The organism is Mycobacterium sp. 852002-51163_SCH5372311 (genome assembly GCF_001667115.1).
GTDB lineage: Bacteria > Actinomycetota > Actinomycetes > Mycobacteriales > Mycobacteriaceae > Mycobacterium.
This window is the reverse complement of sequence record NZ_LZIJ01000073.1, coordinates 54,871-77,909: the sequence shown is the minus strand read 5'-3', so window position 1 is coordinate 77,909 and position 23,039 is coordinate 54,871. Positions and strand designations below refer to the sequence as shown.

The following is a 23,039-nucleotide window of genomic DNA, read 5'->3' as shown; positions in this document are numbered from 1 at the left end:
CGTCGTCTACACGGGCTCGCGCCGCAATGTCAGGACGCCGTCTTGCCGCCCGGCGATCAATCGCTGGCCGCGCAACGGGGAGCCGACGGCGACCCCACCCTGACCGCGCCAGGCGGTCACCAGCGCGTCCACCCCACGGATCTGCTTGTCGGTCAGGCCACTCGCGCCACCGGCCAGCAGCCAGCCACGGATCACCCGTCGTCGCACCGGATCGGGCAGCGCTGCCAAAGTCTGGGCATGCAGCCCGGACCCGGCCCTGACGTCGGGAAGCGCCTGGGCGGCCAGCGCGTCGATCAGTTCGGTGTCCTCGCGCAGCGACGTCGCGGTGCGCGCCAACGCCTCGGCGACACCGCCCCCCAGCACGTCTTCCAGCAACGGCAGCACTTCGTGGCGCAGCCGGCTTCGGGTGAAGCGGCGATCGGTGTTGTGCGGGTCATGCCATGCGGTCAGACCGAGCTCCTGGCATGCCGCGTGGGTGACGCTGCGCCGCACCCCAAGCAACGGCCGGCACCACGGCGGATCGTACGGGCGCATCCCCGCGATCGAGCGCGCTCCCGATCCTCGGCCCAGGCCCAGCAGCACGGTCTCGGCTTGATCGTCGAGGGTGTGGGCCAGTAACACGGGCCCGCCGCGCCACGCGTTCAGCGCGGCGTAGCGGGCGGCACGGGCCGCCGCCTCGGGACCACCACGACCCGAGGGGTTATCCACCTGAACGCAAACCACCTGAGCCGCACCACATCCCAATGCCACCGCCTGCGATCGGGCGGTTTCTGCGACCGCGGCGGAATCGGGCTGCAGGCCGTGGTCCACGACGACCGCGGTGGTGGGTCGCAGCTGCGCGGCGACCGCGGTCAGCGCCAACGAGTCCGGCCCGCCGGACAGCGCCACGCACCACGGGTCCTCATTGGCCAGGTAGGTCCGAGTGAACGCTTCGACAGCCGCGCGCAGCTGCCCTACAGCACCCTGTCGATCCATCGTTGCGGCTCTTCGATCTCGGCCGGCAATGGCAGCGTGTCGGGGCTCGACCAGATCGCGTTGAACCGCTCCATTCCGACCCGGTCCACTACCTGGTCGACGAACACCTTGCCTCGGGTGTACTGGCTGAGCTTGGCGTCGATGCCCAGCAGTGCGCGCACGACCCGCTGCAGCGGTGGCTGCCTGCGCTGGCGGCGCTCGTCGAACCGGCGCCGGATGGTGGCCACCGAAGGCACCACCATTGGCCCGACGGCGTCCATCACGTGTTCGGCGTGACCTTCCAGCAGCGTGCCCAGCACCAGGAGCTGATCCAGGGCCTTGCGCTGCGGCTCGGACTGCACCGCCCGCACCAGGCCGAGAATCCCCGACGGACTGCCGTCGGCGTCCCCCGAAGACCCGGGACCGCGGTTGCGGACGAACTCGGCCAGCCGGCTCACCACCTGCCCGAGGTCCTCGCCGGCGTCCTGCGTCACCATGCCCAGCGCCTGCGACATGTAACCGGCCAACCACGGGTTGGCGGTGAACTGCACCCGGTGGGTCACCTCGTGCAGGCACACCCACAACCGGAAGTCGGAAGGCTCCACGCGAAGCTGACGCTCGACGGCGATGACGTTGGGATAGACCAGCAGCAGGCAGCCTTTTTCGGCCCCCGCGAACGGGTCGTACTGACCCAGAATCCCGGAGGACACGAACGCCAGCACCGCGCCCGTCTGCGCACCGGTGACCCGGCCGGTCCAGAACCCGCGGGGCTTGTCTGTTCCGTTCGTCATCACCCGCATCGATTCGGCCGCCGCGCCCACCCACTCCGACCGATCCACCACGCGGGCCGGCGGGACCACACCGTCGGTGATCAGGCCGGTGACGTCGCGCACCGGCGGTTCGGCCTTGGCGGCCGAACTCGTCAGCTCGTCGATGACCTGGCGGCGGGTGTACTCGGTGGACGGCGGCCCCGGCCGGGCAAGCCGCTGGCCGACGGTGGCGGCGAATCGCCAGTCGACAGCGGTACCGAGGGTCAGTTCAGAGGATGGGGTCACGCGCACCCACATGTCCACAGCTTGGTAGCCAGGGCGTCCATCACGTTGCGGCCGTTGGGGCCTGCGCCGTTGGAGATGAACGCGAAGGTCAGTACCCGGCCGCTGCTGTCGGTGAGCACGCCGACCAGCGCGTTGATGGCGGTCAGCGATCCGGTCTTGGCCCGTAGCCAGCCGGCCGGTCCGAGGTTGGTGGCCTGGTCGAGAAAGCGGTCGGACAGCGTGCCGCTACCGCCGGCGATGGGCAGCAGGTCCAGCAGCGCCCGCAATGACGGCTGGTCCGGCCCCGCCGCCGCCTGAACCACACCGTCGAGTGTCTTAGCCGTCAACCTGTCGTTAACCGACAATCCGCTGGAATCGGCCAGGGCGAGGGCGCCGGTGTCGACGTGCGCGCTGCTCAACCGGTTGGTCACCGCATCGACCGCGCCGGTGAAGCTCTGCGGCCGGTTGATGGCGGCCGCCACCTCGCGCCCGATGCATTCGGCCATCACGTTGTCGGAGTGGTCCATCATCTGCGACAGCCGCTGGATCAACGGCGCCGACTGCACCACGGCGAGCTGCCGCGCGCCGGTCGGTGCCGTGGCGAGGCTGACTGCGTTGGGATCCAGGCCGAGTGCCTTGGCCAATTCGCGTCCGGCATCCAGGGCAGGGGTCTTCGACCGGCGTGAGTTGACCGTCGTCGGCTGGATGCGTCCGGCGTCGATCATCACCGCCTCGATGGGCGCGATATCGCCGTTGTCCACGTCGGCGGGGTCCCAGCCCGGCGCCATGGTCGGACCGCTGAACGCGTGGGTGTCCACCTGGACCGACGTCGGAGTCATGCCGCTGCGACGGATCTGCTCGACGAGGTCGCTGATCCGCGCCGCCCCGCGGTACCAGCTGTCGACACCGGGGGGCGCGGCCGACAACACCGGGTCGCCGGCGCCCACCAGCACCACTGGGCCCTGCGCGTTCTGGCTGCCGGCGACCACCCGGGTGCTGATGCGGGCTTCACGGTCCAGGGTGAGCAGGGCCGCCGCGGCGGTCAGGACCTTGTTGGTCGACGCGGGCACCAGCGGGACGTCCGCCGCCGCCTGCCAGAGCTCCTTGGCGGTCATCGCGTCGGTGATACGTCCGCCCAGCGTGCCCAGGTTGGGGTCGGCCGCGATAGGCGCCAACGCGGCCGCGAGCGCGGCCGGATTCGGGACCGGGGCGGTGTCGGGCACCGGATTCATGCCCGGTTTGACCGTCGGCGGCCGTGGTGGCGGCACCGTCGCATGCGCACCACTGGTCACGGCACCAGTGGTGAAATAGGCCGCCGCCGCCACCACGGCGGCGACGAACACCAGCACGGCCACCGTGACGATCGCGTAGGTGGATTTCCGCCAGCGAGTAGGACCCATCACTCTCCTGACTGTCTGGTCCCATTCTGCCGAACCAGCAGCCACGTGCTCGACTAGGGTGGACGCGCCACACCACTTGAACTACCCATCCGAGGAGCCGTGCCGGTGCAATTCGACGTGACCATCGAAATTCCGAAAGGCCAGCGCAACAAGTACGAGGTCGATCACGAGACCGGCCGGGTGCGTCTGGACCGCTACCTATACACCCCGATGGCGTACCCCACCGACTACGGCTTCATCGAGGACACCCTCGGCGAGGATGGCGACCCGCTGGATGCGTTGGTGCTACTGCCGCAGCCGGTGTTCCCCGGGGTGCTGGTGGAGGCACGTCCGGTGGGGATGTTCCGGATGGTCGACGAGGCCGGCGGCGACGACAAGGTGCTCTGCGTTCCGGCGGGCGACCACCGCTGGGATCACATCCAGGACATCGAGAATGTTCCGGCCTTCGAGCTGGACTCCATCAAGCACTTCTTCGTGCACTACAAGGACCTGGAACCGGGCAAGTTCGTCAAGGGAGCCGACTGGGTGGGCCGCGAGGAGGCCGAGGCCGAGGTGCAGCGCTCGGTCGAGCGGTTCAAGGCCGGCGGGCACTGACCAGCTCGGCGTCCGCCTGGGCCCGCGCCTGCCGTCGATTGCGCCGCACGCTCCAGGTGACGGCCGCCGTGATGAATACCACGCCCACCGAGGCGGTGAACACCTCGGGAATGTGGATCCGCTGCTCGATGGAGATCAGCATGATCGCGGCCAACGCGCCGATCGCCCAGTGCGCCCCGTGTTCGAGGTAGACATACCGCTCCAGCGTCTCCTGACGGACCAGGTAGATGGTGATCGACCGGACGAAGAGCGAGCCGACCAATCCCAGACCGAGCGCAATGATGATCGGGTCCGACGTGATCGCAAAGGCACCGGTGACGCCGTCGAACGAGAAGGCGGCGTCCAGGACTTCCAGGTAGAGGAACAACGCGAGCCCGGCCTTGCCGACCGCCGGAGCCGAGTCTTCGTCGGCTTTGAGGTCGACGTTGGCCGGCCGAAACGCCCGGCTCAACGCGTTGACGACCAGATAGGTCATCATGCCCAGCAGGCCGGCCGTCAGCACCGTCGCACGCTCTTCGCTGGAGTGGGTCAACTGTGTGCCGACCAGGACCAGCGCCACCCCGGCCACCACCACCGACAACCGGCCGACCCGCCCGATGCGGGCGAACGGAATCTCAATCCACTTGAGCCACTTGATGTCTCGGTCGTGAAAGATGAAATCCAGGAACAGCATCAGCAGGAACATGCCGCCGAATGCTGCGATCTGCGGGTGGGCCGCCAGGAGCAGCTTCTCGTAGCTGGGCGAGCCGTCCGGAAATTCGAGCGCGCCGCTCGGCGGGGGGTTGAGCGCCAACTTCATCGCCCGAACCGGATCGAGGCCCGCGGTCACCCAGACAATTGCCAACGGGAACAGCAGCCGCATGCCGAAGACGGCGATGACGATCCCGATCGTCAGGAACATCTGCTGCCAGAACGGGCTCATCCGGCGCAGGATTTCGGCGTTGATGATGGCGTTGTCGAACGACAGCGACACCTCGAGGGCCGCCAGTACCACCAGCAGAAACAGTGCATTGAGCCCGCCGTGCCAAAACCCGGCGGCAAGCGCCAGCGCGGTGAAGAGGATCGAGATGGCGAACGTGCGGAATGTGGTCATGGATCCTTCCGACAGCCACTCAGGATAGCGATGCCGAATTACCGTTTCGCTTCGTGCGGCGGGCCGGCGGTTTGCGCACTTAAGTATTTTCGTTTTGTGGCGATGCCCGAAGTCGGCGGTACCCAAGCCTCCGCGGCAGCCGCTGGGCCGATCGCGCGCGCCAGCGTGGCGCGGGTGGGCGTGGCAACCGCCCTGACCGCGTTGTGCGGCTATGCGGTGATCTACCTGGCCGCCCGCGATCTGGCTCCTGGTGGCTTCTCGGTTTTCGGCGTTTTCTGGGGGGCATTCGGGCTGGTCACCGGCGCGGCCAACGGGCTGCTGCAAGAAACCACACGCGAGGTTCGGTCGACGCTCTACCTGGATGCCTTGCCGGATCCCGATCGGCCACGGGCTCATCCGCTGCGGATCGCGGCGCTGGTCGGAGCCGCGGCGGCCGTGGTGATCGGCGGCAGTTCGCCGCTGTGGAGCGGGCGGGTCTTCGTCGAGGAGCGCTGGTTGTCGGTGGCGCTGCTCAGTGTCGGGTTGGCCGGGTTTTGCGTGCACGCCACGTTGCTGGGCATGCTGGCCGGCACCAACCGGTGGACGCAGTACGGGGCGCTGATGGTCACCGACGCCGTGATCCGGGTAAGCGTCGCCGCGGCAACATTCGTCATCGGGTGGGCACTGACCGGGTTTTTGTGGGCTACCGTCGCCGGCGCGGTGGCGTGGCTGCTCACGCTGGTGGCCTCGCCGTCGACGCGCGCCGCGGCGCACCTACTCACCCCCGGCACCACCGCCACATTCCTGCGCGGGGCCGCCCATTCGATAACCGCGGCCGGTGCCAGCGCCATTCTGGTGATGGGGTTTCCGGTGCTGCTGAAGCTGACCAGCGACGAGCTGGGGGCCGCGGGCGGCGTCGTCATCCTGGCCGTCACGTTGACCCGCGCGCCGCTGCTGGTGCCGCTGACGGCCATGCAGGGCAACCTGATCGCGCATTTCGTCGACGAGCGCACCCACCGGATTCGGGCGCTGATCGCGCCGGCGGCGATCATCGGGGGCATCGGCGCGTTCGGGGTGCTGGCCGCCGGCGTGGTCGGCCCGTGGGTGCTGCGCGTCGCCTTCGGGCCGCAGTACCTGGCCAGCAGCTCGTTGCTGGCGTGGCTGACCGCAGCCGCTGTCGCGATCGCGATGCTGACGCTGACCGGCGCCGCCGCGGTGGCCGCCGCCCTGCATCGCGCCTATTCGCTGGGCTGGGTCGGCGCGACGGTGGCCTCGGGTATGTTGCTGCTGTTGCCGCTGCCGCTGGAAACCCGCACCGTCGTCGGCCTGCTGTGTGGCCCGCTGGTGGGAATCGGTGTCCACCTGCTGGCACTTGCGCGCGTCGCACGTGTAACCCGCTGAAACCGCCGTAGCGGCGTGTACCTTGTGGGCATAAATGGCTTGGATGGACCTGAATGGGATTTGACGCGCGTTACCCCGACGTCTGGGTAGTCGTTCCCGCATTCAACGAAGCCGCGGTCATCGGCGAGGTGATCGCCGACCTGCGCTCGGTGTTCGACCACGTCGTCTGCGTGGACGACGGCAGCACCGACGGCACCGGCGACATCGCCATGCGCGCCGGGGCCCACTTGGTACGTCATCCGATCAACGTCGGCCAGGGCGCGGCCATCCAGACCGGCGTGGAGTACGCGCGCAAGCAACCGGGTGCGCGGGTGTTCGCCACGTTCGACGCCGACGGCCAGCACCGCGTCAAGGACCTGGCGGCCATGGTGGAGCGGCTGACATCCAGCGACGTCGACATCGTCATCGGAACCCGATTCGGCGGCTCCGAGGCCGGCCGGCCGCCGTTCTTGAAGCGGATCGTGCTGCGAACCGCGGCGCGGTTGAGCCGACGCGGTCGCCGGCTCGGCCTCACCGACACCAACAACGGACTGCGAGTGTTCAACAAGAAGGTGGCCGACGGGCTGGACATCACGATGAGCGGCATGAGCCACGCCAACGAGTTCGTCATGCTGATCGCCGAAAACAACTGGCGGGTGGTTGAGGAACCGGTTGAAGTGTTGTACACCGATTACTCGAAGTCGAAGGGCCAGCCCCTGCTCAACGGCGTGAACATCATTTTCGACGGTTTCCTGCGCGGGAGGATGCCCCGATGAAAAAAGACCGAAAGATGAGAAGGACCGGGAGATGAACTGGATCCAGGTGCTGTTGATCGGATCGATCGTCGCCCTGCTGGTGTACCTGCTGCGGTCGCGGCGTAATGCGCGGTCCCGCGCCTGGGTGAAGGTCGGCTACGTGTTGTTCGTGCTGGCCGGGATCTATGCCGTGCTGCGGCCGGACGACACCACCGTGGTCGCGAACTGGTTCGGGGTACGTCGCGGCACCGACTTGATGCTCTATGCGCTGGTGATGGCTTTCAGCTTCACCACGCTGAGCACTTACATGCGGTTCAAGGACCTGGAGCTGCGCTACGCCCGGCTCGCGCGTGCCGTCGCACTCGAGGGCGCGCAAGAACCTGTGGCCGAGCAGACGTAGCTCCTAGAGAGCCGGGTCCGCGAGATCGACGCTGACGCGGAAAAGGGCGAGGCGGACGTCACGCTAACGTCGATCTCGGCGTCTGGCGCTACCCGGTGTGCAACCGCCGGAAGTACTCGACCGTGCGGCGTACCCCTTCGTCTAGCTCCACCTGCGGTCGCCAGCCCAATACCCGTTCGGCTAACCCGATGTCCAGGCAGGAGCGCCTCAGGTCACCCAGCCGCGGCGGGTAGAACTCCGGATCGTCGGGCCCCCCGACGGCCGCGGCCACCACAGTGTGCAGCTCGCGGTCGGAGGTCTCTATGCCGGTGCCGATGTTGAAGCGCTGCCCGCCGCCCGCGTCGCCGGAGGCCTTCACGAACGCGTCCACCACGTCGTCGACAAACACATAGTCCCGGGTGTTGGTGCCGTCACCGAACACCTTGGTGGGCTTACCCGACAGCAGCGCCTGCGCGAAGATCGCCACCACGCCGGCCTCGCCGTGCGGATCCTGCCGCGGGCCGTAAACGTTGGCCGGCGCGATATGCGAGCAGTCCAGTCCATACAGATGCCGGAAGGTGTTCAGGTAGATCTCGCCCGCCACTTTGCCTGCGGCGTACGGCGACGCCGGATCGGTGGGCATTGCCTCGCTGGTCGGAAACTGCGTCGGCGTGCCGTAGATGGATCCTCCTGACGAGGTGTGCACGACCTTGCGGACGCCTGTGCTTCGTGCCGCCTCGGCCAGGCGTACGGTGCCGATGACGTTGACCTCCCCGTCGAACTGCGGATCGGCCACCGAACGCCGGACGTCGATCTGGGCAGCCAGGTGAAAAATCACCTCGGGCCGGTGCTCGTCGAAAATGGCCTGCAGGTCCGCAGAGACGATGTCGGCCTCGACGAACACGTGCGCGGGATTGTCGGCCAGATGCTCGAGGTTGGTGGCCCTACCGGTGGCGAAATTGTCCAGTCCGACCACGGTGTGACCGTCCGCTAGCAGACGATCGACCAACGTCGACCCGATGAAGCCGGCTGCCCCAGTGACCAGTGCGCGCACCGGCCCACCATACCGACCGGTAAGAAATAACCATGCTCACCGCGACCACTCGGCTACCGCGGGTGGCGCTGGTCGCTGCCGTGCTGATAGCCGTTCAACTGGTGATCCGCGCGGTCCTGGCGTTCGGCGGCTACTTCTACTGGGACGACCTGATCCTGATCGGCAAGGCCGGCACCGAGACCCCGGTATCGCCGTCGTACCTGTTCGACGACCACGACGGCCATGTGATGCCGGCGGCTTTCCTGGTCGCCGGCGCGATCATCCGGCTGGCACCGCTGAACTGGACCGGGCCGGCGCTCAGTCTGGTGGTGCTGCAGCTGCTGGTCTCGCTGGCGCTGCTGCGCGCGTTGTACGTGATCCTGGGCTGGCGTCCGGTGCTGCTGATTCCGTTGACGTTCGCACTGTTCACGCCGCTGGCACTGCCGGGCTTCGCCTGGTGGGCGGCGGCGCTGAACTCGCTTCCGATGTTGGCGGCGCTGGCCTGGGTGTGCGCCGACGCGGTGCTGCTGGACCGCACCGGCAATCAGCGCTATGCGGCGACGGGCGTGCTGGCGTACCTCGGCGGCCTGCTGTTCTTCGAGAAGGCCGCCGTCATTCCGTTCGTTGCCTTCGCGATGGTGGCACTGCTGCGGCACGTGCGCGGCGACACCGGCGTCGTGCGAGCGGTGTGGCGCGCGGGCAGGCGGCTGTGGGCGGCGTCGCTGGCCCTGACCGCCGGCTGGATTGCGCTGTATCTGAGCCTGGTGGATCAGAAGCGGTGGAGTTCGGATCTGGCCATGACCTGGGGTCTGCTGCGACGTTCGATCACGCACGGCATCGTGCCGGGTCTGGCGGGCGGGCCGTGGCACTGGGAACGCTGGGCCCCCTCCTCCCCGTGGGCCACTCCCCCGCCGCTGGCGATGACGCTCGGCTGGCTTGTGCTTGTTGGGGTGCTGGCGGTATCGCTGATCCGCAAACAACGCATCGGCATGGTGTGGCTGACCGCGGCCGGGTATGCGGTGGCCTGCCAGGTGCCCATCTACCTGATGCGTTCGTCGCAGTTCACCGCCCTGGAATTGGCCCAGACGCTGCGCTATCTGCCCGACCTCGTGGTGGTGCTGGCGCTGCTGGCCGCCGTCGCCTTCACCGCACCCAACCGGCCACCCAAACGGCCATTGTCGCGCTGGCTGGACGCTTCGGCGAAACGCACCATGGTCACGACGGGTTTGGCAGTGCTGTTCCTCGGCAGCTGCCTGTATTCGACGGCCACATTTCTGACCAGCTGGCGTGACAACCCGGCCAAGCCCTACCTGGAGAATGCCCGCGCGAGTTTGGCTGCCGCGCGGGCGAATTCGGATGCGCCGTTGCTGGACCAGGAAGTGGACCCGATGGTGCTGCAGCGGGTCGTCTGGCCGGAGAACCTGGCCAGCCACATGTTCGCCCTGCTTCGGGACCGTCCGGAATTCGATACGGCCACAACGAAACTGCGAATGCTGGACTCTTCCGGGCGGTTGGTCGACGCGCAGGTGACGTGGGTCCGCACCATCGTGCCCGGTCCGCAGCCGCAATGCGGATATTTCGTCCAGCCGGACACGCCGGTGTGGCTGATCCTCGACGGGCCGCTGCTGCCGGCCGATTGGACCGTAGAGCTGAACTACCTGGCCAACACCAACGGGTCGATCACGCTGTCGTTGACCGACGGGCCGAAAGTGAAAGTTCCGGTGCGTCCGGGACTCAACAAAGTCTTCGCCCGGTTGCCAGGTGCCGGCGGTGCGATCGCAGTGCAAGTCAACACGACGGCGCTCTCGCTGTGTATCGCGTCCGGACCGGTGGGATTCCTCGCACCTGCCTAGTTCGGTTGAGCCGCGACGATCGCGCTCAGCTCGCTTCGCGACCGGATGTCCAGCTTCTGATAAATGTGCCGTAGGTGGTATTCGACCGTCTTCGGGCTCAGAAACAGCACGGCCGCAGTCTCTTTCGTCGTCCGGCCGGCGCCGAGTAGCTGCGCGATGTGGATCTCCTGCGAGGTGAGGGCGGCCAGCTGGTCTTCCCCGCCGCGGCGGGCCCGCTCACCCGTCGCGTCCAGTTCGGAAGCTGCCAGATCCGCCCATGGGCGCGCGCCGAGACGCCCGAACTGCTCGAGTGCCTGACGCAGGTGCGGGCGCGCCGCGACCCGGCTCTTGTCGCGTCGCAGCGACGCCCCGAACGCGAGCCGGGTCCGGGCCTCCTCGTAGAGGTCCAGGCTGCCGCGATGGAGCTCAATGGCTCTCTCGAACAACACGTTTCGCTTCCCGGCGTCCGCGCAAACCAGGGCCAAGGCGCGGTGCGCCCTGGCCAGCGCCCAGGGCTGGCCTTTCTGCTGTGCCCGACGGTGGTAGTCGGCGGCCGTTTCGGCAGCGGCGGCCAGGTCGCCCACCCGCACCTGAGCTTCGGTGAGCTCGGGTCCGGGTGCGAGGTCGACGTCGTGGAACCCCACGCGGCTCATGGTGGCCTGTAAGTCACTGAAGTTCTGCACGGCAGCGGCGACGTCGCCGACGGCGAGACTGAGGTCACCGAGTGCGAACCGGCTCCAAAGTTCAGCCAGCACAATCTGATGGCTCTCCGCCAGCGCCATCGCCTCGTCACAGTTGCGCCTGCAGTCCGCGGCGCGGCCCATCCTGGCCTGCAGCCATGCCAGACCCGCCAGCGAAGCCGCGAGATCGGTGGTCTGTCCGGTCTCCCTCGCGAGCGTGATGCCCTCGTCGAATTCGCTGAGCGCGGAAGACCAGCGATCGGTGGTGGCATCGTCCCGGGCCATGTGGAAGAGCAAGTTCGGCAGCGCGCCGAGCGCCGTCCGCGCCCGCTGCATTTGTACGACCCGCCCGACCAGCTCCCGCCCGGCCCGGGACTCGCGCAGGAACAGTGGCCCGATCACCGCCAGGTCCGGTCGACGAGGGTCGTCAAACAGCTGCGGGTCCTTGCTCATCGACTCCACAGCCACCCGGATCCAGTGCATGCCCTGGTTACCCGCCAACACCCGCGCGATTCCGATCGCCATCTGTCCCCGGGTTCGCGCGACATCGGAACGGCAATCGTCGAGCAGGCCCTCCATGCGATCGGCGACCGATGTCGCAGCCGCTGCGTCACACAGGTAGAAGCAGGCGCCGACGGCGTCGGCCAGCAGCCGGACAGCGGCGTCCGGATCAGCCGCCGCGGCGCGCTCGGCCGACCGGGTCAGCACCTCCTTCGCGTCGGGCAGCGAGCCGGTGCGCAATGCGAGCGTGCCTCGTATGCTGTCGATTTCGGCTAGCCTGGCTGGCTCGGTGACTAATTTGTCTGCGGCACTGAGCAACTCGTCGGCCGTTGCGACGCGCCCCGCGAGCCACGCCGCCTCGCCGGCCCGGAATAACCGGATCCCGCGTGGTTCGTGCGCCGATGTGAGTTCCGCGCTGCGCGCCAGCCCGATCGCGGCAGTGCCGTAAGCCCCTCGCGCGCGGGCACCTTCGGCCGATTCCGCCAGCATGTCGGCAACGGCGTCGTCAGGTCCAAGGGATGCTTCGCTGAGGTGCCACGCACGCCGATCCATCGCCGATTCCGGTAATGCGGCCGCGACCGCACGATGCGCGGCCCGCCGTTCTTCCGGTGTAGCCCTCGCGTATATCGCGGATCGCACCAGCGGATGCCGGAATTCCGCGTTGCCGGCCTGAAGCCGCAGCAGCCCAACGCTTTCCGCATCGGCAAGGGCGGCTACGCCGAAGCCCAGGGCGGACGCGGCCTGCGCGGTCACCGACAGGTCCCCGTCCGCGACGGCAGTCAGCAGCAGCACCCGTTGTGCCGCGATCGGGAGTGTGGCCACCCGACGTGCAAAGGTGCGCGCGACCGTCTCGGGAACCGGCATCGGCAGTTCGGGAACTGCGTGACCGAGACGACCACCCTCGCGTGCCAACTCGATGAGGGCCAGCGGGTTGCCCGCGGTCACCTGATGCAGCCTGGTGGTCATTTCGGCGCCCGGTGACCCACCCGCGGCCGTAGCGAGCAGCACAGCCGCGGCGTCTCGGTCCAACCCGGCGAGCTCCACGGTAGCGAGGCCCGAATTGTAAAGCAGCGCACCGGGTTCTGGACGCATCGATATCAACAACGCGATAGGGTCGGCCACCAGCCGGCGCGCGATGAACACGAGCGCTTCGGCCGAGGGCACGTCGAGAAGGTGCGCATCGTCGACCAATACCAGCAGCGGGCGCTCCTCCGCGAAACGGCTGATCAGGCTGAGCGCGCCAACGCATACGGCAAACCGCTCCGGCGTCGGGCCGTCGCGCAGCATCAGCGCTACCGCGAGGGCGTCACGCTGCGGCTCGGGGATGCGGCCGAGCAGAGGCAACGCCGGCGACAGCAATTGCTGTAGTCCGGCAAAGCCCAGTCCGGCTTCCTGTTCGCTGCCCGAGATGCGAAGCACGCGCATTTCGCCGGCTTGGGCGGCGGTGTCGTCTAGGAGGGCGGTCTTGCCGATTCCCGCCTCGCCGCTGAGCACCAGCACACCGCTTTGGTGGACGCGCGCCCCGGCCAGCAACGCGGCCAGTTGTCGCTGCTCAGACTCGCGACCGACCAGCATGGCTGAGATCGTACGGCGACGAACGCAAGCGCGGCGAAGCCGGGCGCAGCGGGTCGCCGCCCAACAACCCCGCGACGAACGCGAGCGCGGCGAAGCCGGGCGTGAAGCCTGGGCTTTGGGCGTGATGCCTGGGTGGTTCGATGCCGTGAATCACCGTTACCCGGTGATCCGCCCGCGACACTCAAACCACACACACGACACGCCGGGCAGAGTGGCAGTGGCTTAATTAAGTCTCGAGAGCGAGAGGGGCCGTTAAGCCGGGCGCAGATCACCGACAGACAACCGCCCGCACACCACCCGGACAGACTAGGTGGGGCACCGGATTCGCTAGCGCCTCCTGCAGTGCGACTGTGAGTTCACCTCACACAAAGGAGCACTCATGACGGCAATCGATGACACTCAGGCGGCGGCGGTCGACCCGGAAAAGCTGATGGCCTTCGTGTTCCGCGCGGTGGAAGAAGCCGGCGCGGCACTGAACTGCGCCCTGGTGGTGATGGGCGATCGCCTCGGCTACTACCGCAGCCTCGCGGAGCACGGCCCCACCACCCCGGCCGAGCTCGCCGAACGCACCGAAACCGACGAGCACTATGCCCGTGAATGGCTCAACGCCCAAGCGGCGGGATCGTTCGTGGCCTACGACCCCGCTACCGGGCGTTACCAACTGCCGGCCGAGCACGCGGTCGCGCTGACCGACGAAAGCAGCCCGGCGTTCGTGACCGGACTGTTCCAGACCGCGCACGGAACCATCAGCGACGCAAGCAGAATCATCGAGGTCGCCCGCACGGGTGACGGTGTCGGCTGGGGCGATCACAACGCCGACGTGCACCTCGGATGCGAGCGGTTCTTCCGTCCCACCTACGCCACGTACCTGGTAAACGCGTGGCTGCCGGCGCTCGAAGGCGTGGTCGACAAACTCAACGCGGGCGCCACGGTCGCCGATGTGGGCTGTGGGCACGGCGCGTCGACAATCCTGATGGCACAGGCGTTTCCGGCGACAACCTTCCTTGGGATCGACGGTCACGCCGAGTCGATCACGACGGCTCGCGCACGTGCCGCCGAGCTAGGCGTGCAGGCGCACGTCGACTTCGAAGCGGTAGGGGCACAGTCCTTCCCCGGCGGCCCGTACGACCTTGTCACTATGTTCGACTGCCTGCACGACATGGGCGACCCGGTCGGGGCCGCACGCCACGTCCGCGACGTCATCGCCGACGACGGCACCTGGATGATCGTCGAACCGGCGGCCGGCGATCACGTCGAGGACAACCTGAACCCGATCGGGCGGGCCTTCTACGGGTTCTCCACCCTGTTGTGCACACCGTCGTCTTTGGCGCAGCCGGTGGGACTCGCGTTGGGCACCCAGGCGGGTCCGGCGCGGATCAAGGACGTTGTGACGACGGCGGGCTTCAGCCGATTCCGGCTGGCTGCCCAAACTCCGTTCAACAATGTCTTCGAGGTTCGGCCCTAACCGGACGCCACTCTGGCGTGACGTCCGGCGAACGCGCGAAGATGAGCAGATGAGGGCCGAGCAGCAGCGGGCCCGTCCACCGGACACGTCGGGTAACGCGGTGCGCGAGGGCGTTTCGCTGCACTACGACATTTACGGCGAAGGGCCGGTCACCGTGCTGCTGTTGCCGACGTGGTCGATCGTGGACTCCCGGTTCTGGAAGGCGCAGGTTCCGTTCCTGTCCCGGCATTTCCGGGTCATCACGTTCGACGGCCGCGGCTGCGGGCAGTCCGGTCGACCGCGCGGCACCGCGGCCTATCTCGACACCGAGTTCGCCGCCGACGCCGTCGCCGTGCTCGACGCGACGTCGACGGATCGTGCGGTCTTGGTTGGATTCTCGTGCGGCGCAACATGGGCCGTGCATGTCGCGGCCCGCCACCCCGAACGCGTTCAGGGCATCTTTGCCATCGGCGCGGCTTGTGGCTTCAAAGTCGCCAACCCCGCACGCGAGCTGGAGCGCTGGCTGTCGCAGCCGGCAAATCCGCGCGGCTGGCAGAAGTACAACCGCATGCATTGGCAACACGACGACGCCGATTTCCGCGAATTCTTTTTCCGCCAGCTCAATTCCGAGCCACATTCCACCAAACAGATCGAAGACAGCATGCGGTGGTCGATGACAACCGATGCTCAGACGCTGATCGACACCACCACCGCCCGCCTTCATCTGGACGGGCCACCGGCCGAATCGATGGAACAGCTTGCGGCCCGGGTGCGTTGCCCGGTGCACGTTGTGCACGGCACCGACGATCGTGTCCGCCGCTGGCAGGTGGGCGAAGAGCTGGCGCGGCTCACCGGCGGCTCGCTGACGTTGTTCGAAGGCGGTGGCCACGGCCTGCCGGGACGAAAACCGGTGCAAATCAACACATTGATCCGCGAGTTCGTCGAGTCGGTGACCACGCCGTCCGGACCACCGAAACACCGGGCCCGCCCGATGCGCCGACGACGCCAGGTGCTCTACCTGTCCTCGCCGATCGGGCTGGGCCACGCCCGCCGCGACTTGGCGATCGTCAACGAATTACAAAGGGCTCGTTCGGATCTCGACGTAAGCTGGCTGACGCAGCATCCGGTGACCAGAATCCTCGAGATGGCCGGGGAGCGTGTGCACCCGGCCGCCCGGTATCTGCTCGGCGAATCGCGGCACCTCGAGGCCGAGGCCGGCGAACACGACCTGCATGCGTTCGAGGCGATCCGGCGAATGGACGAGATCATGGTCGCCAACTTCATGTTGTTCAGCGAGATCGTTCGCGACGAGGCACCCGATCTGGTGATCGCGGACGAAGCCTGGGAGGTCGACTACTTCCTGCACGAGAACCCCGGACTGAAGAAATTCCCGTTCGCCTGGCTCACCGATTTCGTCGGCTGGCTGCCGATGCCCGACGGCGGCCCGCGCGAGGCAGCGCTTACCGCCGACTACAACGCCGAGATGCTCGAACATCGGGCGCGCCTTCCGGCGGTGCGGGACTTGTCGGTGTTCGTCGGTAACCCCGACGACGTGGTGCCGGAGAAATTCGGGCCGGGGCTGCCGGAGATCCGCGCATGGACCGAGGAGAACTTCCAGTTCAGTGGCTACGTGATGGAGCGGATGCCGGCGTCGGCGGCCGAACGGGCCGCGGTCCGCCGCAAGCTGCGGCTCGGTCCGGACGATCGATTGTGTGTCGTCACGGTGGGCGGCACGGCGGTGGGCGAGGCCCTGCTGCGCAAGGTGCTGGACGTGGCCGCCATCGCGCAGCGACGGGAAGCCGCACTGCATTTTCTGGTGGTCACCGGACCGCGTATCGACCCCGCTTCCGTCCCGCGGCGCCCCTGCGTGCAAGTGTGCGGGTTCGTACCCGATCTCACCGATTACCTCGCGGCGTGCGATCTGGCCGTCGTGCAGGGTGGTCTGAGCACCTGCATGGAGCTGACCGCTGCCGGCACACCGTTCATCTATGTGCCGCTGGAACACCACTTCGAGCAGAACATCCACGTGCGGCATCGACTTGATCGCTATGGCGCCGGACGGGCGATGCGCTACGCGGACGCGTCGGACCCCGACCGGCTTGCCGCCGCGATCATCGACGAACTGGGCGCCCAGACGCACTTCCGGCCGGTCGAGACCGAAGGTGCGGCGCGCGCCGCCGCGATGCTCGCCGAGCTGGTCTGAGCGGTCAGTTGACTCAGCGCTGATGGCGTGGCGCACTCGCACTTTCACGCCGTGGACGCATCGCCAACGCCCACAAAAAGTGAGAGCCGCCTAGGAGAATCGAACTCCTGACCTATTCATTACGAGTGAATCGCTCTACCGACTGAGCTAAGGCGGCATGCCCTCACGCGGGCGGCACGAGTCTACGGCAGGCGGGCTGACTCACCCAAGTTCCTGGCCGATGCTGGCGACCATGGCGTCGACCGCGAACTTGGGTTTGACGTTGACGGCCAGCGCTTCCCGGCATTCCAGCACCGCTTCGATGCAGCGCAACAGTCGTTCCGGCGGGGCGTGGGCCCCCAGGGCCGCCACCCGGTCGGCCATATCGGGGTGGTTGGGCCGCACGCCGCCGGCTTGCCCGGCAGGCCGAGTCGCGATCACCAACGCGTCCCGGAAGTAAGTCGCCAAGTCCACCAGCGCCCGATCCAGCGCGTCACGCGACGCCCGCGTCTGTCGTGACTTCTGCCGTCGCTCGAGATCCTTGATCGCCCCGGTGGCACCGCGCAGCGCTGACGCGGCGCCCTTTCCGGTGCCGCCCGCCCCGAGAGCCGTTCGCAGTTCCTCGGTTTCGGCTTCTGCGCGATCGGCGGTCAGGGCTATCGCCTCGGCTTCGGCCGCGGCGACCAGCTCTTCGGCGGCCGCATAAGCCCGTGACGGCACGGCGGCGTCCCGCACCAGTCCCAGCGCCCGCTCGCGTCGCTGACGCGCCTCAGGGTCGGTGGCCAGCCGGCGCGCCCGGCCCACATGGCCACCGCACACCGACGCCGCCCAGTGCGCGGTATTGGCGTCCAGCCCGTCGCTTTCTACCAGGACCCGCGCGATCGCCGCGGCCGACGGCGTCACCAGCGCGACATGCCTGCACCGAGACCGCAGCGTGACCGCGATGTCCTCCGGGTCGACCGAGGGTGCGCACAGCAGGAACACGGTCGACGGCGGGGGCTCCTCCACAACCTTGAGCAGTGCGTTCGCGGCACCTTCGGTCAACCGGTCGGCGTCCTCGATCACCACGATCTGCCGGCGCCCGGTGGTCGGGCGGCGCGAGGCAATCTGCACGATGGCACGCATATCGTCCACGCCGATGGACAGGCCTTCGGGTATGACACGCCGGACGTCGGCGTGGGTGCCGGCCATTGTCGTCGTGCACGCCCGGCAACGCCCGCATCCGGGCTCCCCATCCCCAGTGCATTGCAGCGCAGCCGCGAAGCACAGCGCCGCGACCGAGCGCCCCGACCCCGGCGGGCCGGTGATGAGCCACGCATGTGTCAGATTCCCGTCGCCCGCGGAGCTGTGAGTCGAATCACCACGGGCCGCGCGCGCGGCGGCGAGCAGCTCGGCTTCCACCGCCTCCTGACCTACCAGCCGCGTAAACACTCCGGACATCATCGGCAACAGTAGTGAGACCGGATGACAGATACCGATCGGCCACCATTTCGCGACAATTCCGTGATCTTTCGGCATCTTTCGCCAACAGCGGGCGACTTGCGGGGTGGATTTAAGTTTCCGACAAGTCGCCGCCGACCGATACGGTGGATCCGTGGCAACCCAGGCGGCATTGCCCGGGCGGATTAGTGGGTTCGTCCGGTGGGTGGTGCGCACCCCGTGGCCGGTGTTTTCGCTCAGCATGCTGCAAGCCGATATCATCGGCGCCCTTTTCGTGCTCGGCTTCCTGCGCTACGGCCTGCCGCCCCAGGACCGGGTCGAATTGCAGGACCTGCCACTGCGGAACCTAGTCATCGTCGTCACGTCACTGGTCGCCGTCTTTCTCGCCGGCTTCGTGGTGAACGTGAAACTGCTGATGCCGGTTTTCCGCTGGCAGCGCCGCGACAACCTGCTCGCCGAGTCCGACCCGGCCGATACCGAAGTGGCGCGCAGCCGCGCGCTGCGGATGCCCTTCTACCGCACGCTGATCAGCATGGGGTCGTGGGCCATCGGCGGGGCGATATTCATCATCGCCAGCTGGTCGGTCGCCAGATACGCCGCGCCCGTCGTCGCTGTCGCCACCGCCCTGGGCGCCACCGCGACCGCGATCATCGGCTACCTGCAGTCCGAGCGGGTGCTGCGGCCGGTGGCGGTCGCGGCCCTGCGCAGCGGCGTGCCGGAAAACGTCCAGGCCCCCGGCGTCATCCTGCGGCTGATGCTGGCCTGGATTCTGTCCACCGGCGTGCCGCTGCTGACCATCGTGCTTGCCGTGGTCGCCGACAAGGCTTCCTTGCTGCGGGCCTCACCCGAGAAGCTGTTCGATCCCATCCTGTTGCTGGCTTTGGCGGCGCTGGGCATCGGCCTGGTCAGCACCTTGCTGGTGGCGATGTCGATCGCCGACCCGCTGCGTCAGCTGCGCTGGGCACTGTCCGAGGTCCAGCGCGGCAACTACAACGCCCACATGCAGATCTACGACGCCAGCGAGCTGGGCCTGCTGCAGGCCGGCTTCAACGACATGGTGCGCGACCTGTCCGAGCGGCAGCGGCTGCGTGACCTGTTCGGCCGCTATGTCGGCGAGGACGTGGCCCGGCGGGCCCTGGAGCGCGGTACCGAGCTGGGCGGGCGGGAGCGCGACGTCGCGGTGCTTTTCGTCGACCTGGTCGGCTCCACCCAGCTGGCCGCGACCAAGCCGCCGGCCGAGGTGGTCCACCTGCTCAACGAGTTCTTCCGCGTGGTGGTGGACACGGTCGGGCGGCACGGCGGATTCGTCAACAAGTTCCAGGGCGACGCCGCGCTGGCGATTTTCGGCGCGCCGATCGAACATCCCGACGGCGCCGGCGCGGCGCTGGCCGCAGCGCGTGAGCTGCACGACGAACTGCTACCGGTGCTGGGTTCCGCCGAGTTCGGCATCGGGGTGTCGGCCGGCCGGGCGATCGCAGGCCATATCGGCGCCCAAGCGCGCTTCGAGTACACCGTGATCGGTGACCCGGTCAACGAGGCCGCGCGGCTCACCGAGCTCGCCAAACTCGAGGAAGGCCATGTGCTGGCGTCGGCGATCGCGGTCAGTGGCGCGCTCGACGCCGAGGCCCTGTGCTGGGATGTGGGCGAAGTCGTCGAGCTGCGCGGCCGCGCCGCGCCGACTCAGCTGGCGCGCCCGCTGAATCTTGCGGATCCAGATGAGGTGTCGACTGCCCACGCCGAGACGGCCGCTGCCGAGAAGACGTCTGCTCGCGCTACCGACTAGCTGCGCTTGGCCGCTTTCTTTGCCGGCGTCTTGCGGGTGGTCCGTTTGGCCGGCCGCTTCGCGGGACCGCGGGCGCGCCGGTCGGCCAGCAGTTCGGCGGCACGCTCGTCGGTGATGGACAGCACGTCATCGCCTTTGCGCAGGCTGGCGTTGGTCTCACCGTCGGTGACGTAGGGTCCGAACCTGCCGTCCTTGATCACCATTGGCTTGCCCGACGCCGGATCGGTGCCCAACTCACGCAGCGGCGGCGCTGAGGCGCTTGCCCGGCCGGAACGTTTCGGCTCGGCGTAGATCTTCAGCGCTTCGTCGAGAGTGATGGTGAATATCTGGTCTTCGGTTGACAGCGACCGGGAATCGGTGCCGCGCTTCAGGTATGGGCCATAGCGCCCGTTCTGCGCGGTGATCTCCTCGCCCGAAGCAGGGTCCACACCGACCACCCGGGGCAGCGAAAGCAGCTTCAATGCGTCCTCGAGCGTCACGGTCTGCAGGTCCATGCTGCGCAGCAGCGAACCGGTCCGCGGTTTCGGTCCGGTCGGTTTTTTGCCCTTCTTCGCGCCCTGGTTGCCTTCGTCACCGTCGTCCGGGCGCTCGGGCAGGATCTCGGTCACGTAAGGCCCGTACCGGCCGTCTTTGGCGACGATCTCGTGGCCGGTGGCCGGGTCCACACCCAGCACGCGCCCCTCTTGCGGGGTGGCGAACAGCTCTTCGGCGATTTCGAGCGTCAGCTCGTCAGGGGTGATCGAATCGCTCAGGTTGGCGCGCTGCGGCGTGGGCTCGCCGTCGTCGTTGGTCACCAGGCGTTCCAGGTAAGGCCCGTTCTTGCCCACCCGAACATAGATGGGCCGACCCTGCGCGTCGTCAAACAGCTTGATGGAGTTGACTTCTCGAGCGTCGATGCCTTCGAGGTTGACGCCGACAAGTTTCTTGAGGCCACCCGAGCGGGCCACCGAATCGGGCACCCCGTGGTCCCCGCCGAAGTAGAAGTTGTTGAGCCAGTTGGTGCGTCGCTCGTGCCCGTTGGCTATCTCGTCGAGTTCGTCTTCCATTGCCGCGGTGAAGTCGTAGTCGACGAGCCGGCCGAAATGCTGCTCCAAGAGGCCAGTCACCGCGAACGCCACCCACGACGGCACCAGGGCACTGCCCTTTTTGAACACGTAGCCCCGGTCCTGGATGGTCTTGATGATCGACGAATACGTCGACGGGCGCCCGATACCCAGCTCCTCGAGCGCTTTGACCAGCGAAGCCTCGGTGTACCGCGCCGGCGGATTGGTGGCGTGTCCGTCCGGGGTCAGCTCGACCGCGTCCAGCCGCTGGCCGCGGGTGAGGTGCGGCAGCCGGCGCTCGGCGTCGTCGGCCTCGCCGCCGGCCAGTTCGTCCACTGTCTCGACGTAGGCCTTGAGGAACCCGGGGAAGGTGAGCGTGCGCCCAGATGCGGAAAACACCACTGACTGTTCACCCGACCGGCCTTCGATCCGAAGGCTCAGGGTGGTGCCGCGCGCGTCGGCCATCTGCGAGGCCACGGTGCGCTGCCAGATCAGCTCGTAGAGCCGGAATTCGTCGCCGTCCAGTTCACGCCGTACCGCGTCCGGGGTGGCGAACGTCTCGCCGGCGGGCCGGATGCCCTCGTGCGCCTCCTGCGCGTTCTTCACCTTGCGGGTGTACTGACGCGGCGACGGGGACACGTACTCCGCGCCATAGAGCTGACGCGCCTGGGTACGCGCCGCGTTGATAGCCGACTCCGACAGCGTGGTCGAGTCGGTACGCATGTAGGTGATGTAGCCGTTCTCGTAGAGCCGCTGAGCGATGCTCATCGTCCGCTCCGCGGAGAACCGCAGCTTGCGACCCGCTTCCTGCTGCAGCGTCGACGTCATGAACGGCGGATACGGGCGGCGGGTGTAGGGCTTCTCCTCCGCCGACGCCACGGTCAGCTGCGCGCCGCGCAAACCGGCGGCCAGCTCAGTCGCGCGCGCCTCGTCCAGCACCACCACTTCGTCGGCCTTGCGTAATACGCCTTGCGAGTCGAAATCGCGACCGGTGGCCACGCGCAGGCCGTCCACATTGGTCAGCCGGGCGTTGAAAGTGGGCGGCTGCGCCTCCGGGTCGGACACGCTGGCATCCAGCTTGGCCAGAATGTCCCAGTAGGAGGCGCTGCGGAACGCCATGCGGTCGCGTTCGCGCTGCACGATGATGCGGGTGGCCACCGACTGGACCCGGCCCGCCGACAGCTTGGGCGCAACCTTCTTCCACAGCACCGGGCTGACCTCATAGCCGTACAGCCGGTCCAGGATGCGGCGGGTCTCCTGCGCGTCGACCAGGTCGATGTCCAGGTCGCGGGGGTTTTGGGCGGCCTCGAGGATGGCCGGCTCGGTGATCTCGTGGAAAACCATCCGCTTGACCGGTATGCGCGGTTTCAGCGTCTCCAACAGGTGCCACGCGATCGCTTCGCCCTCGCGGTCGCCATCTGTGGCCAGATACAGCTCGTCGACGCTCTTGAGGAGGCCCCTCAGCTCGCTGACGGTGCTCTTCTTCTCCGGGCTGATGATGTAGAGGGGTTCGAAGTCGGCGTCGACGTTGACGCCGAGCCTGGCCCACGGCTCCGACTTGAACTTCGCGGGCACGTCGGCCGCGGCTCGTGGCAGATCGCGGATGTGCCCTCGAGAGGACTCGACGATGTAAGACGAGCCCAGGTAGCCGGCTAGTTTGCGCGCCTTGGTCGGCGACTCGACAATGACAAGTCGCCGTGGGCTCCCATTTCGGCCGCTAGTAGTGCCCGTCTGGCCTCCGGTACTCGGGTCAGGCAACTGCGCTTACGCTCCATCTCTGTGTTCCGGCCCCCGACGGGACCACCCGTAGCAGGGATAACGGTCGGCCCTGAGGTGCAGATGCAATCCAGGAGATCCGGGTCCGTCGGCGTCCCTCCGCCTGCGGGCACCTGACAATTTCGCACCCTTTGGTGGGCCCGCGCAAACTGGGTGCACACCGACTCCCCGTAATGGGGATG

General features: G+C 67.9%; 16 protein-coding genes and 1 tRNA gene. 8 read left to right on the top strand and 9 right to left on the bottom strand.

Annotation, left to right across the window (positions count from 1 at the left end):
• Positions 1–6: 6 nt before the first annotated feature.
• The 3 genes from tilS to dacB are packed head-to-tail and all read right to left on the bottom strand — an operon-like array spanning position 7 to position 3,388.
• Positions 7–975, bottom strand: a complete 969-nt coding sequence (gene tilS / locus A5791_RS08820; protein ID WP_067234030.1) for a tRNA lysidine(34) synthetase TilS — start codon at positions 973–975, stop codon at positions 7–9.
• Positions 954–2,009, bottom strand: a complete 1,056-nt coding sequence (locus A5791_RS08815) for a zinc-dependent metalloprotease (RefSeq protein WP_067234095.1) — start codon at positions 2,007–2,009, stop codon at positions 954–956. The genes tilS and A5791_RS08815 overlap by 22 nt, the downstream gene beginning before the upstream one ends.
• A complete protein-coding gene (dacB, locus tag A5791_RS08810; RefSeq protein WP_067234028.1) occupies positions 2,006–3,388 on the bottom strand; it encodes a D-alanyl-D-alanine carboxypeptidase/D-alanyl-D-alanine-endopeptidase in 1,383 nt (460 codons plus the stop codon). Before dacB ends, A5791_RS08815 begins: the two co-directional genes overlap by 4 nt.
• Positions 3,389–3,493: 105 nt before the next feature.
• On the opposite strand from dacB, the gene A5791_RS08805 reads away from it, so the two are divergent.
• On the top strand, positions 3,494–3,982 hold the full coding sequence (locus A5791_RS08805; RefSeq protein ID WP_067234093.1) for an inorganic diphosphatase: 489 nt from the start codon (positions 3,494–3,496) through the stop codon (positions 3,980–3,982).
• On the opposite strand, the gene A5791_RS08800 is transcribed toward A5791_RS08805, so the two are convergent.
• Positions 3,963–5,075 carry a DUF475 domain-containing protein gene (locus A5791_RS08800; protein ID WP_067234025.1) on the bottom strand — a complete coding sequence of 371 codons (1,113 nt, stop codon included), beginning with the start codon at positions 5,073–5,075 and terminating at the stop codon, positions 3,963–3,965. The two genes, A5791_RS08805 and A5791_RS08800, sit on opposite strands and share 20 nt — an antisense overlap.
• 102 nt (positions 5,076–5,177) lie before the next feature.
• Here A5791_RS08800 and A5791_RS08795 point away from each other — a divergent pair, with 102 nt between their 5' ends.
• From A5791_RS08795 to A5791_RS08785, 3 genes are read left to right on the top strand one after another with little or no spacing between them, the layout of a single operon-like run.
• Complete coding sequence (locus A5791_RS08795; RefSeq protein ID WP_067234091.1) at positions 5,178–6,455, top strand: hypothetical protein; 1,278 nt, start codon at positions 5,178–5,180, stop codon at positions 6,453–6,455.
• Positions 6,456–6,508: 53 nt separating this feature from the next.
• Positions 6,509–7,210 carry a glycosyltransferase family 2 protein gene (locus A5791_RS08790; protein WP_067234022.1) on the top strand — a complete coding sequence of 234 codons (702 nt, stop codon included), beginning with the start codon at positions 6,509–6,511 and terminating at the stop codon, positions 7,208–7,210.
• A 31-nt stretch (positions 7,211–7,241) separates the two neighbouring features.
• Positions 7,242–7,589, top strand: a complete 348-nt coding sequence (locus A5791_RS08785; RefSeq protein WP_067234020.1) for a DUF2304 domain-containing protein — start codon at positions 7,242–7,244, stop codon at positions 7,587–7,589.
• A gap of 88 nt (positions 7,590–7,677) precedes the next feature.
• Here the strand turns inward: A5791_RS08785 and A5791_RS08780 are convergent, their stop codons facing one another.
• Positions 7,678–8,622, bottom strand: a complete 945-nt coding sequence (locus A5791_RS08780; RefSeq protein ID WP_067234018.1) for an NAD-dependent epimerase/dehydratase family protein — start codon at positions 8,620–8,622, stop codon at positions 7,678–7,680.
• A 32-nt stretch (positions 8,623–8,654) separates the two neighbouring features.
• On the opposite strand from A5791_RS08780, the gene A5791_RS08775 reads away from it, so the two are divergent.
• Positions 8,655–10,454 (top strand): hypothetical protein, encoded by a 1,800-nt coding sequence (locus A5791_RS08775; protein WP_067234016.1) that lies wholly within the window; start codon positions 8,655–8,657, stop codon positions 10,452–10,454.
• On the opposite strand, the gene A5791_RS08770 is transcribed toward A5791_RS08775, so the two are convergent.
• Complete coding sequence (locus A5791_RS08770; RefSeq protein WP_067234013.1) at positions 10,451–13,189, bottom strand: AAA family ATPase; 2,739 nt, start codon at positions 13,187–13,189, stop codon at positions 10,451–10,453. The genes A5791_RS08775 and A5791_RS08770 overlap by 4 nt on opposite strands.
• Before the next feature lie 379 nt (positions 13,190–13,568).
• Here A5791_RS08770 and A5791_RS08765 point away from each other — a divergent pair, with 379 nt between their 5' ends.
• Positions 13,569–14,654 (top strand): class I SAM-dependent methyltransferase, encoded by a 1,086-nt coding sequence (locus A5791_RS08765; protein WP_067234011.1) that lies wholly within the window; start codon positions 13,569–13,571, stop codon positions 14,652–14,654.
• A gap of 49 nt (positions 14,655–14,703) precedes the next feature.
• Positions 14,704–16,836, top strand: coding sequence for an alpha/beta hydrolase (locus A5791_RS08760; RefSeq protein ID WP_067234009.1), 2,133 nt, complete (start codon positions 14,704–14,706; stop codon positions 16,834–16,836).
• An 84-nt stretch (positions 16,837–16,920) separates the two neighbouring features.
• Here the strand turns inward: A5791_RS08760 and A5791_RS08755 are convergent.
• Together A5791_RS08755 and A5791_RS08750 are read right to left on the bottom strand one after the other, a co-directional pair.
• Positions 16,921–16,993: transfer RNA gene (locus A5791_RS08755), tRNA-Thr, on the bottom strand.
• A 44-nt stretch (positions 16,994–17,037) separates the two neighbouring features.
• Positions 17,038–18,255 (bottom strand): DNA polymerase III subunit delta', encoded by a 1,218-nt coding sequence (locus A5791_RS08750; protein WP_156661088.1) that lies wholly within the window; start codon positions 18,253–18,255, stop codon positions 17,038–17,040.
• Positions 18,256–18,361: 106 nt separating this feature from the next.
• On the opposite strand from A5791_RS08750, the gene A5791_RS08745 reads away from it, so the two are divergent.
• Positions 18,362–20,038, top strand: coding sequence for an adenylate/guanylate cyclase domain-containing protein (locus A5791_RS08745; protein ID WP_197504635.1), 1,677 nt, complete (start codon positions 18,362–18,364; stop codon positions 20,036–20,038).
• Here the strand turns inward: A5791_RS08745 and topA are convergent.
• Positions 20,035–22,839, bottom strand: coding sequence for a type I DNA topoisomerase (gene topA / locus A5791_RS08740; RefSeq protein WP_067234006.1), 2,805 nt, complete (start codon positions 22,837–22,839; stop codon positions 20,035–20,037). The genes A5791_RS08745 and topA overlap by 4 nt on opposite strands.
• Positions 22,840–23,039 lie beyond the last annotated feature (200 nt).